The organism is Burkholderia sp. Ax-1719, assembly GCF_011753055.1.
Taxonomy (GTDB): Bacteria; Pseudomonadota; Gammaproteobacteria; order Burkholderiales; family Burkholderiaceae; genus Paraburkholderia.
Genome location: NZ_VWWJ01000007.1, coordinates 116,553 through 128,388 on the forward strand (window position 1 = coordinate 116,553; position 11,836 = coordinate 128,388).

Below are 11,836 nucleotides of genomic sequence, written 5' to 3' on the forward strand. Positions count from 1 at the left end.
TTCAGCGGTGCTAACGATCCACCGGACCGCGCAGACGGAACACCCACCAGCCCAGCAGCGCCGTGAATCCGGCCACGAGCACCACCATCAGCCAGAAACCATGGTGATTTTCGGCCAGCGGAATGCCGCCCACGTTCATGCCGAAAAAACCCGCGACGATATTGATCGGCAAAGCCAGCACCGTCACCAGTGTGAGCGTAAAAAGCGTACGGTTGTTCTGTTCTTCCAGACGCGCGCCGATCTCTTCCTGCAAGAGCTTGATGCGTTCGACCAGACCCGCCATATCGCCCAGCACGAGCGTGAATTCTTCGGTGGTCTCGCGCAGATCCTGCATATCGGCGATCTGCAGCCAGCGCGGTGGCCGCGCGAGCAGGCGGAACACCGCGCCCGGTTCGGGCGCGAGCATGCGTTGCAGACGCACCAGAATCCGGCGCATGGCGGCGAGATCGTGGCGGCTGCCGAAACGGCGCGAGGCGAGGAACTGGTCCTCGGCGCGATCGACATCGACACTCGTGCGCCGCACGATTTCCACCATCAGATCGGCCTGATCGCGCAGCAGGTGAATCAGCAGATCGGCGGGCGAGCGGAAGGTTTCGCCGTTACGCACGTCGCCGCGCAGACGGTCGATGGAGCGCAGCGGCTTCATGCGCGCCGTCACCAGCAAACGCTCGTGCGTAAAGGACCAGAGCGTGGCGATCTGCGAAGGCGTGAGTTCGAAATCGAACATCACGTCGTTGACGACGGCATAGAGCGCGCCATCCACCTGTTCGATGCGCGTGGAGTGCGAACCCTCCACCAGCATTTCGAAAAAGCTTTCTGGCAGGTCCAGATGCGCGCGCATCCACGAGGCGCTCGCGGCATGCGCGAGATTGAAGTGCAGCCAGTAGAACGCGCCGTCGTGGGATTTATCCTGCTGGCCGCCCTGCAGCGCGGCGAGCACATCTTCGCCCTTGACGGGCTGGCCCGGCTCGCCTGGCATGAAGCGGAATCCGCAGATCAAGCCCGACATGTCGGCGCCGTAGGTTGCAATGGACGAAGCGAGATCCATGGTCATGTGGCCGTTTAATCGGCGCAAGCATGCCATATCCGCGCTTTTGCAGGCAAGCGCGCGCTTTCATTTGACCGACACGCAAATGACATATTGCGCGCGGGATACGGTCAATTGTCAGCCGTCATCAGCCGCCGTGCTCAGATCCACACGTCGTTCTGCGCCGTGCGCTCGCCTTGCGCGCCGTCGCCGGTATTGAGTACGCCGCGCGGTTCGATCAGCAGCAGTTTCACCTCGGCGGGCGCGCTGGGCTTGTGCTCGACGCCCTTGGGCACCACCGCCATCTGGCCCGCCCGCACGACGAGGGTTTCATCGCCATGCGGGCCGCCGCGGATGCCGATATGCAATTCACCCTCAAGCACGATAAACGTTTCGTCGGTATCGGCGTGGCAATGCCAGAGAAAATCGCCCAGCAGTTTCACGACCTTGAACTGATAGTCGTTCATCTCGGCGACGACGCGCGGTTGCCAGTGCCCGTCGATCTGCGCGATCTTGCTGATGAAATCGATCGTCTGGGCCTGGCCGCGCGTGGCGGGCTGCGTGTGGGGGGAAAGGGACATCGCGAACTCCATTTAATAAGCCGATGGAGGAAGCGTAGCCGCGCCTGAATCGCCCGTATTGAACGATCGTGGCGATTCGATTTTCGCGTTTTATCCGCGCGCCACCCGCTGCCACGTTCCCGGCGTCATGCCGAAGGCCTTGCTGAAGTGGCGCGTCATATGGCTCTGGTCCGCGAAGCCCGCCGCAGCCGCCGCATGAGACAGCGCCGCGCCCGCCAGCAGCATGCGCCGCACCGCGTCGAGCCGGCGCATCGTCAGGTAACGGTATGGGCTCGTGCCGTAAAAGTGACGGAAATCGCGTGACAGACTCCAGCGGTCGCGCCCCGTCACCGCTTCCAGCTCCTCCAGCGCAACCGTGCGCGCGGAATGCTCGTGCAGGAATTCGCGCGCCAGGCGCGCCGCCCGATAGTCGCCAACCGGCGCGAGCTTTCCTGAACCCGTGACCGCCGCCAACGCATGCACGAGTTCGGTCAGCGCGTCGTTCTGTTCCAGCGGTTCGAGCGTGTGACTCATCTGTTGCAGCAGCGCTTCGGTGGCGGCCGAGAGCCGCGGATCGGTCGTCAGCCCGCCTTCCAGAAACGGCAGCGCGCTTCCGCCCAGCACGTCCTGAAACACCGACGGCTGCACATAGATCATGCGGTACTGAAAACCCTCGCCCGTGCCCGCCTGGCCGTCGTGCGGCTCATCCGGATGCAACACGATCGTGTGTCCCGGCAGGCTGTTGCATTGCCCGCGCCGGTAGTTGAAGCGCTGCACGCCCGCCAGCGTGCGGCCGATCGCGTAGGTGTCGTGGCGGTGCATCGCGTAGGCTTTGCCATGGAAAAACGCTTCGATGCGCTCAACGCCTTCAATCGGCTCGGCGCGCTCGACCCAATCGAAGCCGGCGCTGTTGCGGTGTGGGTTCATGAAATCGGCGAATGGAAAGCCGGCCGCCAGGCGACCGTTGCCGACGATTGTGGCACGATGCGCGGCCATCGGTAGGCATTTGCCGCGACTACGGCAATAATGGCGCCTTATCCGCAGTCCGACTCCGTACTCCGATCCCGCACTTCGATCGCCCATGGCCTCCACCCGACGCAGCCCCTCCACGCCCGCCGCCGCGAAGAAGACGCCCGCCAGCAAGCGCGCGGCGGCCAAAGAAGCCAAAGAAGCCAAAGAGACCAAAGCGGCTAAGCCTGCCAAGGCGGCCAGACACGACACCGCCGCCGAAGCCGAAGCCGCGCCGCCCGCGCCGCGCATCAACGAGCGCGCCCGCGCCCGCACGCGCGGCAAGCTCATGCAGGCGGCGCGCGTGGTGATGGGCCAGAAAGGCATCGCGGGCACGGCCATCAACGACATCACGGCGCAGGCCGGCGTCGCATTCGGTTCGTTCTACAACTACTTTTCGACCAAGGAAGAGATCGCGCGCGCGGTGTTCGTCGAGGACATGCTGGCGATCGCCGATCTGCTGGACCGCATCCGCCCCGCCGATGCCGATATTGCCGTGATCGTCGGCCTGAACGTGCGCCAGGTGATGCGCCACACCTTGCAGGACCCGATCTGGGGCTGGTTCTTCGTCAACGCGGCGTCGAGCGTGGGCGATCTGGTGGAGACGATGGGCGGCCGCCTCGCACGCGACATCCGCATCGGCGTCGATGCCGGTCGTTTTCATTGCGCCGATGTGCTCGCGGCGATGGACTGCATCATCGGCGGCGCGCTGCATGTGATGCGCCAGATTCTCGAAAAGCGGCGCACGACCGACACCGTCGACCGCTTCACGGAGTTCGCGCTGCGCGGACTCGGCATCCGCGACGCCGACGTCGGCGCGATCATGAAGGAAGTGCTGCGTCACGACGAAGTCCACGCCGCCACCGCAACGCCCTCGCCTTCCAGCAGCGCCGCTTAAGCGCTCGCGTTCTCTCGCGGCGCCGTTCGCGCGCCGTTTCCTGAGCCTTCTTTTCCGACTGCCCTGCACGCCCGCCGCGTGCGGGGCGCGCTCGCTCGTCCTCACCCACCTTGAGTCACGCCTGAGAAAGCGCCAGGGAAAGCACCAGGCACCTCAGTTATTGATACGTCGATCAAATTTGATAACAATATCAAAAACGCACACACACCCCAACGACGAGACACATCGAGGACGACACCATGAATGCACCGCATGACCTTTCCGCTCCCCTGAACGCCGAAGCCGCTCTGATCCGCGCCGCCAGCGATCTCGTGCCCGTACTCAAACAGCGCGCCGCGACGGTCGACCAGATGGCGCGCCTGCCGCAGGAAACCATCGACGATCTCAACGCCGCCGGTCTGCTCGAACTCACCACGCCGCGCCGTTACGGCGGCAAGCAGGCTTCGGTGCGCACCTTCCTGGAAGCGGTCTCCGAACTCGGTCGCGGCGACGCCTCGACCGCCTGGGTGGCCGCGCTCATCAACGTGACGACGTGGGCCGCCGCCGCGCTGTTCGACGAAAAGGTCACCGACGAAGTATTTGGCAGTGCAGAGCGTGCGCGCGTGGTCGGCGTGCTGTCGCCGCGCAAGGCGAGCGTGAAGAAGGTCGACGGCGGCTATCTGATCGAAGAAGGCGTATGGGGCTTCAACTCGGGCATCTATCACGCCACGTGGGATTTGCTGGGCATCCCGCTCGTCGATGAAAGCGGCAAGGTGGTGGACCAGGGCGTGGCGCTCGTGCGCGCCAGCGACGTGCGCACGCTCGACGACTGGAACGTGATGGCGCTGCGCGGCACCGGCAGCTCCAGCGTGAGCGTGACGAATCTGTTCGTGCCCAACGAACGCGTGGCGTCGATGACCCAAGCCATCGAAGGCCAGTACGGCGCGGCGCATCTCGCCGACGAACCGCTCTATCGCGTCGCCTGCATGCCGATGCTTGCGATCATCCTGACGTTCCCCGCGCTCGGCATCGCACGCAATGCGCTCGACACCTTTCTGGAACTGCTGCCGCGCCGCGGCATCCAGTACACCTGGTACACGAAACAGGCCGAAGCGGCGGTCACGCATCTGCAGGTGGGCGAAGCGTCGGCGAAACTCGACGCCGCGCGCGCCATCATCGAAAAGCACGCCGACGCGCTCGACGCCAGCGCGGCCTCCGGCCAGTACATGGCCTATATGGATCGCGCGAAGGTGCGCCGCGACGTGGGCTTTGCAGAAACGCTGATCTGGGACGCCGTGGATACGCTGGCGACCGCGTCGGGCGGCTCGCTCGCGGCGCTCGGCAATCCGTTCGCACGCATCTGGCACGACGCGCGCGTGGCGTCGCTGCACGGCATCGTCACGCCCGCCACCAACTTCGAACTCTATGGGCGTCTTGCCTGCGGCCAGAACGCCGGTACGCCGCTGATCTAAGCCATGGACGCGACAACCATCCGGCCCGGCCTCGATCTGGACGCGGCACAGTTCCGCCGCGCCATGGGCAAGTTCGCCACCGGCGTCACCGTCATCACGTTCAGCCACGAAGGACGCACGGCGGGCATGACGGCCAACGCCTTCATGTCGCTGTCCGTCGATCCGCCGATGATTCTGGTTTCGGTGCGCGCGCAGGCGCGTTTCGCACAGTCGATCGCGTGCGGCGACGCCTTCGGCGTGAGCTTTCTGGCGCAGAGCCAGGAGGCGCTGAGCCGGCACTTCGGCGGACAGCCGCGCACCGGTCTCGACGATCCGTTCGAGTACATCGGCGGCGTGCCTGGCGTGCCGGTAGTGCGCTCGGCGCTGGTGCAGATCGCGGCGCGCGCCAACGCCATCCATCGCGGCGGCGATCATCTGATCTTCACCGCCGACGTGCAAGCGCTGCGCGAATCGGACGGCCCGCCGCTGCTCTTCTATAGCGGCAAATACAAGCAGATCGTTGCGCACGATCCGCTGCACTGCTGGCTCGATTGCGACGCTTAGTGCATCGACTTCGTACATCGACTTCGTGCATCGACTTAGTACATCGACTTCATGCATCGACTTCATGCATCGACTTCGTGTAAAAGCCTGATAGCGAATAAACCTCGCTTCGATTCGCCATCCCGATCAATCCGTCCACCATCCGTCCACCTTAAGGCGCGAAAGACACGGCATCCGGAAACGTTTCCGGATGCCGTTTTCGCTTTTGTCCGGCCAGATTTGCGCGGCGGCGCGATGCGCACGCGGCGTACCCAACGCCTGCGTAAGGGCATGTAAGGCAAACCGGCGCGCTGCGCAATCCCGTGCGCATTCGCGTCGCCTTTTCGGCGCGTGAATTCGCCATGCATTGCGGTTTTTTGTGTGCTACGGGACAAACCCTCCTCCAACTCCGCGGCGCTATGACTACACTTATTTTGGTCGGCACCCGCTCGCCGGCACGATGACTACTGGAGGTGTGCTGTGCCCCGCCTGATCCCCGCCTGCACCTCGCGCCCCGCCGCCGCGCTTGCTGTTCTTCTCGTCGGCACCGTCTGCCTCACTGTTCACGCCGCCACCCCCACCCAGGCCGCCAAAGCATCCCAGGCGGCGCAGGCGTCTGATCAATCCGCAGCCGATCAACCCGCTCCCGAGAAGCATGCCGCCGCCTCGCCCGCGGCGATGGCGACGCCGGACTTCTTCTCGCTGGCCGACCGCTACGGCCCGGCCGTCGTGCACGTGATCGCACGCGGCGGCGACGATCAGTCAGCGCAGCCCGAGCAGGAGGCGATCGACAACGACGATCCGTTCACCGCCTTCTTCAAGCGCACGCCACGACCGCCTAACGACGTCCAGATGCCGGGTCAGCCGCAGGGCCAGGCCCAGAGTCAGGCTCAGAGCGGCGGCGGTCCGCGCGTGATGACGGGCAGCGGTTCCGGCTTCATCGTGAGCCCCGACGGCGTCGTGCTCACCACCGCACACGTGGTGGACAACGCCCAGGAAGTGACGGTGCAACTGACCGACAAGCGCGAGTTCAAGGCGGAGGTCGTCGCCGTCGATCCGCAGAGCGACGTCGCCGTGCTGCAGGTGAATGCGCACGATCTGCCGAGCGTGCCGCTGGGCGATTCGTCGAAGCTGCGCGCGGGCGAACCGGTGCTGTCGATCGGCTCGCCGGACAGCTTCCAGAACACGGTGACGACGGGCATCGTGAGCGCCGCCTCGCGCACGCTGCCGGACGGCAACACCTTCCCCTTCTTCCAGACCAATGTGGCCGTGAATCCGGACAATTCGGGCGGCCCGCTTTTCAATCGCTCGGGCGAGGTGGTCGGCATCGACGTACAGGTCTACGCCGACCGCGACCGCTACACGGGCCTGACATTCGGCATTCCGATTGAAGCGGCGAACAAGTTCCGCGCGCAATTACAGGCGGCGCGCAAGACCGGCCCGGCCAATCAGGCGGATCAGGCCGACCCGGCCAACGCGGCGGCAGCGGGACCCACGCGCACGTTCGGCATGCAGGTCGAGGATGTGAGCCCGGGGCTCGCGGCGGCGCTCGGCTTGCCGCATGCGGGCGGCGCGCTGGTCGATGCGGTGGATGCCGATTCGATCGGCGCGGCGGCGGGCGTAAAAGCGGGCGACGTGATCGTGCAGGTTGGCGAGGAGCAGGTGGATAGCGCGGCAAAGCTCGCGGATCAGCTCGCCGCCGTGCCGCCCGCCACGCAGACGCCGCTCAAGGTGATCCGCAACCGCCGGCCGATGCTCACGCGCTTTTCGAACGCGTCACTCGATGCGAAGCCCACGCGCACCGCCACCAAGGCGGCGCTCACGGCGAAGGCCGTGAAACCGACGCATGTCGCCCCGCCAGCGCCGGCTGCCCAGGCTGCGGATCAATCCGATCAGGCCGATCAAGCCGACGCCGCCGCGCAGGACGCCGCCCCCGCGGCACCGCGCGACGCCCGCGCCGTCGCCACGGTCAACGCCGAAACGGCGGATGGCGTCGCCGTCACGCGCGTGAGCACCTCGGCGAAGATGGACAAGCCCGCTGCTGCCCATAGCGCGTCGGACCGGCTGGGCCTCGTCAGCCATGCCCTGAGCGAAGACGAACGCCGTTCGAGCGGCCTGCCGCTCGGCTTGATGGTGGACTCGGCAAGCGGTCCCGCCGCGCGCGCGGGCGTGCGCCCCGGCGACATCGTGCTGTCGCTCAACGACACGCTGATCGAAACGCACGACCAGGCCATCGCGCTCGAAGCCAAGGCGACGCGCAGCATGGCCCTGCTCATCCAGCGCAACAACGCGCGCAGTTTCGTCGATGTAAAACTTCAGTGACGATAGGGCCCGATACCACTTCGGGCCATATCACTCTCCCCGCTACAACGCCGCTACAAATCCGATACAAAGCCGGACGGAATAACTCCCAGGCTGGTGCGTTCTTATCCATGCAGGCAGCGTCGAAACGAACCCGATTCATGTGAACCGGATCGATCGGCGGCTGCCGCGAGACCACACCATCTCATTAGGAGTTCCAAATGTCTATCCGCCGCGTATTGATCGCCACGCTCGTCGCCGCCGCTTCCGTGGGCGCTGTCACCCAGGCATCGGCACAAGGTCTTACCCGCGAGGAAGTGCGCCAGCAATTGATCGAAGCCGAGGCCAACGGCTCGCGCTTCGTCACCGATACGTCGTATCCCGACGTCAGCCCGATTTTCGCGCAGCAGGTCCAGCGCACCGCGCCCGCCCAGGAAGCGAGCGGCATGGGCATGCCCGCAGCGGGCAAGAGCGATGCGGGCGCGCCGCCGGTGGCCTGTGTCGGCCCGGCGAGCTACTGCAATATCTACCAGGGAAGTTGATGGCGCGATGTCGCCAGGCAAAGCGTACAACGCCGAAACCCCGCTCATGGCGAGCGGGATTTCGGCGTTGGCATGCGAGAAAGTATTGATGTGATTGCGCCGCGACGCGGCGCGGCATGAGGTCAATGCAAGTTCAACGCGAAGTCAACTGCGCATAGACATCGTGCGAAAGTTGCAGCAGCACCTTGCGGTCGATACCGCCCGACAGCGCGTAACCGAAGTCGCCGTCGATCCAGTAGAACACACTCACGGGCCCATCTTCATAGAGCTTGAACGCGGTGGTATTGCTGCTGACCTTGCGGTGCGAGATGCACAGCGTCACGCGTTCGCCTTTCGCGTTGTGATACATGAACTGCGCGACGTCGCCGTCCGGTCCCGGCAACAGACGTCCGCCCACCAGTTCGAAGCCGCTGCGCGAGAGCATCGGCGGATGCACATCGGTGCCCAGCCGGTTCGCAAGCCATTGCACGAAATCCTGCTCCTGGCGTGCGCCCATCGCATCGGGGCGTTCGACTTCGGGCATATAGACCACATGCGCGAGCGCGGCTTCGTGAACGAAGTTCATGGTCGGGTCGGCGCTGACGTTGCGCAGTTCCGCGTGCGTCGCCGCAACGTCGCCGCCATTCATCACATCGGCGCCATAGTGCGTGCCCCAGCCAATGCCGATGCCCACCACCAGCGCCGCCGCAAAGCCCGCGAACTTCGGCCAGTTGGCGGCCTCGCGCGTGTGATTCTTGACGGGCCGCGGCGTCGCAGCCGCCTGTTCCCCGGAGGACGAACCCGCCACCAGGTCGCGCAGATGGACCGGCACCGGCTCGTTCAGCACGCGGTCGTAGCGCTCGTGCAGCAGGCTGTTCAGCGAGAAAAAGTCGCTGGTGCGCGCCGCGAGTTCGGGATTGCGTTCGAGTTCGCGCTCGACGTCGGCGCGGCGCGCTTCGGACAGCGTGCCGTCCACGTAGGCGTGGATCTCGTCTTCGGTCACGGGATGTTGTTGCTCGCTCATCGCACCACCTTCAGGTTCGCACGCGGGACGGTTCCGGCCATCAGCGCACGCAGGCGCTCACGACCTCTCGACAGCCTCGACATCACCGTGCCGATCGGCACGTCGAGCGCCAGCGCCACGTCGGCGTAACTCATTTCTTCCAGCCCCACCAGCAGCACGACTTCGCGCTGCTCCACCGGCAGGCGCTGCAACGCGAAGTCCAGATCGCGCACTTCGAGCGCGCCGGTCTGGGTGGCGGGCACCGCGTAATCGGTTTCGGGCACGCTGTCGTCATCGACGGACACATGCGTGCCGCGCGCCGCCGATTTGCGCACCTGGTTCACAAACAGGTTGTGCATGATCGTGAACAGCCAGGCGCGCAGGTCGGTGCCGGCGCGGAACAGCTCGGTGCGCGCGAGCGCGCGTTCGAGCGTGTCCTGCACCAGATCGTCGGCCAGTTCGCGGTTGTTGATCAACGCGCGGGCATATCGCCTCAGGCGCGGTACGTGTTCGATCAGTTCGTCACGGATGTCCATGTTCCATCCTTGGGTGCCCTCTCATCGCCGAGGTTGCGCGTCCCCGCGCGTGTCAGCCTGCGATCTGGTTTGCGTCGGGTTCTGCGGCGCCATCTGCAGGGTCGCGGCGTCGGCGGCGCGCATCAGTCCGTGCGTGCGCGCGTTGCCCGCCAGCACCCAGCGCTCGCCGTGCCCGATCCAGCCGATCAGGCGCAATTCGCCTACCCGGCGCGCGCTCCACTGCGGCGCATCGCGCTCGAACCAGGCGCGCGTCGCGAGCAGCACGACCGGCTGGCCATCGGCGTTCATATAGGTCCAGCGTTGGGCGCACGCGAACGGCCCGAGCTCGATCGTGCCCGACGCCACGAAGCGCAGGCCCACGGCGGTCAGATCGAAGGGTGCGGGCCCGGCGGCGCGGGCGCCGGGCGCAAGCGCATCGGCCAATGCGTCCGAAGCGCCTGAACCCGGCGCATTACCACCGCCCGCTTCCATCAGCGCCATCACCGCCGCGTTGTTGAGCGCCTGAACACCGGGCTCGGAAACGGCCAGCCATGCCAGCGCGGCGGCCGCTAGCGCAATCGCCGCCATGAAGGCGGTCAGGCCGCGCCGCAGCGCGCGCGAACGCGGCAACAAAGCCGGTCGCATCGACGCCATTTCCGGCGTACCATCCGTCAGCGCAGATGCGCCGAACGAACGCTGCATCTGCGCATTGAGCCGCCGATAGAACAGGATCCGATGCCATTCGCCGGGCCGCCGCGCCAGATAGCGGCGCACGCGCGCCACCCGCTCGCTGGGCAGCGAGCCGTCAGTGTAGGCCTGAATATCGGCCTCGGAAACCGGCCGCTCGTCGGGCGGCCCCTGCGGAACCATGATCGTCGCGTGAATAAATGGGGACGATGGGCTAACGCGCGGCCAGCGCGCTTATTCCAGCAGAGGCAGGAAGATTTTTAAGGGCGAGATGATGGGCCGTACTTCAGCTGCGCGCCGTGACTTCGTTCGAAAACGCCACGCGGTTGCGGCCCTCGCGCTTGGCGCGATACAGCGCGGCATCGGCTTCCTCGATCAGCGCCGTTTCGGCCAGCCCGGCCGACGGCGTCAGCGTCGCCACGCCCACGCTGATCGTCAGATGTTCGCTGACCTTCGAGCCGACGTGCGGCAGTTGCAGCGCTGCCACGTCGCGACGCATTTTCTCGGCCATCAGCCGCGCGAACGCGCTGCCCGCGCCCGGCATCACCACCGCGAATTCCTCGCCGCCGAAACGCGCCACCAGGTCGCGCGGCTGGCTCACTTCGCGGCGGATCGTGGTCGCCACCGAACGCAGCACGTTATCGCCCGCCACGTGGCCGTAGGTGTCGTTATAGGGCTTGAAGTAATCGACATCGATCATCAGCAGCGAGACTTCGGTGTTCTCGCGCTGCGCGCGCCGCCATTCCGCGCCGAGGAATTCGTCCAGATAGCGCCGGTTCGACAGTCCCGTCAAGCCGTCCGAATGCGTGAGGCGGCGCAGTTCCAGATTGGCCCGCAGCAATTCCTGTTGCGAGCGGCGCAGCGCGCGATAGGCCTCGTCGCGCTGGAGCATATTTACATAGGATCGCGAATGATATTTGACTCGGGCGATCAGCTCGATACTGTCGGGCAGCTTGACGAGGTAATCGTTGGCGCCCGCCGCAAAAGCCGCGCTCTTGATCGCGGGCTCTTCCTTGGTTGACAGCACGATGATCGGCACGTCGCGCGTGGCGTCGTTGGCGCGATAGGCACGCACCAGCGTCAGGCCGTCGGTGCCCGGCATCACGAGATCCTGGAGGATCACGGTCGGGCGCACCTGCTCGGCCATGCGCACGGCCTGCTCCGGATGCGCGCAGTAGTGGAAGTCGATTTCGCGCTCGCTCGACAGCGCGCGCCGCACGGCCTCGGCGACGATCGCCTGGTCGTCCACCAGCAGCACCATCATCGGCGCATCGGCCGCGCCGGGCAAAGGCTGCTCAAGCGCCGTGCGTACGGCCTCCAGCGCGCCTTCGAGCGAGGCCTCG

At 65.9% G+C, this 11,836-nt stretch carries 12 protein-coding genes; 5 read left to right on the forward strand and 7 right to left on the reverse strand.

Features of this window, described 5'->3' with window-relative positions:
* Window positions 1–10 precede the first annotated feature (10 nt).
* The 3 genes from F3J17_RS15555 to F3J17_RS15565 all read right to left on the reverse strand — a co-directional run bounded on the left by F3J17_RS15555 (window position 11) and on the right by F3J17_RS15565 (window position 2,514).
* Complete coding sequence (locus F3J17_RS15555; RefSeq protein ID WP_167060044.1) at window positions 11–1,054, reverse strand: transporter; 1,044 nt, start codon at window positions 1,052–1,054, stop codon at window positions 11–13.
* 134 nt (window positions 1,055–1,188) lie between these two features.
* Window positions 1,189–1,608: a cupin domain-containing protein gene (locus tag F3J17_RS15560; protein WP_167060047.1), complete on the reverse strand. Its 420-nt coding sequence runs from the start codon at window positions 1,606–1,608 to the stop codon at window positions 1,189–1,191.
* A gap of 90 nt (window positions 1,609–1,698) precedes the next feature.
* A complete protein-coding gene (locus tag F3J17_RS15565; RefSeq protein WP_167060050.1) occupies window positions 1,699–2,514 on the reverse strand; it encodes an AraC family transcriptional regulator in 816 nt (271 codons plus the stop codon).
* Between the two features lie 154 nt (window positions 2,515–2,668).
* Here F3J17_RS15565 and F3J17_RS15570 point away from each other — a divergent pair, with 154 nt between their 5' ends.
* From F3J17_RS15570 to F3J17_RS15590, 5 genes are all read left to right on the forward strand, one after another.
* Complete coding sequence (locus F3J17_RS15570; protein ID WP_167060052.1) at window positions 2,669–3,493, forward strand: TetR/AcrR family transcriptional regulator; 825 nt, start codon at window positions 2,669–2,671, stop codon at window positions 3,491–3,493.
* Window positions 3,494–3,732: 239 nt separating this feature from the next.
* Window positions 3,733–4,944: an acyl-CoA dehydrogenase family protein gene (locus F3J17_RS15575; RefSeq protein WP_167060054.1), complete on the forward strand. Its 1,212-nt coding sequence runs from the start codon at window positions 3,733–3,735 to the stop codon at window positions 4,942–4,944.
* 3 nt (window positions 4,945–4,947) lie between these two features.
* A complete protein-coding gene (locus F3J17_RS15580; protein WP_167060057.1) occupies window positions 4,948–5,487 on the forward strand; it encodes a flavin reductase family protein in 540 nt (179 codons plus the stop codon).
* A gap of 459 nt (window positions 5,488–5,946) precedes the next feature.
* A complete protein-coding gene (locus F3J17_RS15585; RefSeq protein WP_345891204.1) occupies window positions 5,947–7,788 on the forward strand; it encodes a trypsin-like peptidase domain-containing protein in 1,842 nt (613 codons plus the stop codon).
* Between the two features lie 200 nt (window positions 7,789–7,988).
* Complete coding sequence (locus F3J17_RS15590; protein ID WP_167060060.1) at window positions 7,989–8,309, forward strand: DUF4148 domain-containing protein; 321 nt, start codon at window positions 7,989–7,991, stop codon at window positions 8,307–8,309.
* Between the two features lie 133 nt (window positions 8,310–8,442).
* On the opposite strand, the gene F3J17_RS15595 is transcribed toward F3J17_RS15590, so the two are convergent.
* The 4 genes from F3J17_RS15595 to F3J17_RS15610 form a co-directional block, all read right to left on the reverse strand.
* Window positions 8,443–9,312, reverse strand: a complete 870-nt coding sequence (locus tag F3J17_RS15595) for an anti-sigma factor (RefSeq protein WP_167060063.1) — start codon at window positions 9,310–9,312, stop codon at window positions 8,443–8,445.
* The gene (locus F3J17_RS15600; RefSeq protein ID WP_167060065.1) at window positions 9,309–9,827 is read right to left on the reverse strand and encodes a sigma-70 family RNA polymerase sigma factor; all 519 of its coding nucleotides are present in this window, start codon (window positions 9,825–9,827) and stop codon (window positions 9,309–9,311) included. Before F3J17_RS15600 ends, F3J17_RS15595 begins: the two co-directional genes overlap by 4 nt.
* A gap of 21 nt (window positions 9,828–9,848) precedes the next feature.
* Entirely contained in the window at window positions 9,849–10,676 is an 828-nt protein-coding gene (locus tag F3J17_RS15605) for a transcriptional regulator (protein ID WP_167060067.1), read from the reverse strand.
* A gap of 103 nt (window positions 10,677–10,779) precedes the next feature.
* Entirely contained in the window at window positions 10,780–11,757 is a 978-nt protein-coding gene (locus F3J17_RS15610) for a diguanylate cyclase (protein ID WP_240161009.1), read from the reverse strand.
* Window positions 11,758–11,836: the final 79 nt, after the last annotated feature.

Coding starts and splice junctions, on each gene's coding strand:
- F3J17_RS15555 (WP_167060044.1), bottom strand. CDS start 1,054: ATGACCATGGATCTCGCTTCGTCCATTGCAACCTACGGCGCCGACATG.
- F3J17_RS15560 (WP_167060047.1), bottom strand. CDS start 1,608: ATGTCCCTTTCCCCCCACACGCAGCCCGCCACGCGCGGCCAGGCCCAG.
- F3J17_RS15580 (WP_167060057.1), top strand. CDS start 4,948: ATGGACGCGACAACCATCCGGCCCGGCCTCGATCTGGACGCGGCACAG.
- F3J17_RS15565 (WP_167060050.1), bottom strand. CDS start 2,514: ATGAACCCACACCGCAACAGCGCCGGCTTCGATTGGGTCGAGCGCGCC.
- F3J17_RS15570 (WP_167060052.1), top strand. CDS start 2,669: ATGGCCTCCACCCGACGCAGCCCCTCCACGCCCGCCGCCGCGAAGAAG.
- F3J17_RS15605 (WP_167060067.1), bottom strand. CDS start 10,676: ATGGTTCCGCAGGGGCCGCCCGACGAGCGGCCGGTTTCCGAGGCCGAT.
- F3J17_RS15610 (WP_240161009.1), bottom strand. CDS start 11,757: ATGATGGTGCTGCTGGTGGACGACCAGGCGATCGTCGCCGAGGCCGTG.
- F3J17_RS15600 (WP_167060065.1), bottom strand. CDS start 9,827: ATGGACATCCGTGACGAACTGATCGAACACGTACCGCGCCTGAGGCGA.
- F3J17_RS15595 (WP_167060063.1), bottom strand. CDS start 9,312: ATGAGCGAGCAACAACATCCCGTGACCGAAGACGAGATCCACGCCTAC.
- F3J17_RS15590 (WP_167060060.1), top strand. CDS start 7,989: ATGTCTATCCGCCGCGTATTGATCGCCACGCTCGTCGCCGCCGCTTCC.
- F3J17_RS15575 (WP_167060054.1), top strand. CDS start 3,733: ATGAATGCACCGCATGACCTTTCCGCTCCCCTGAACGCCGAAGCCGCT.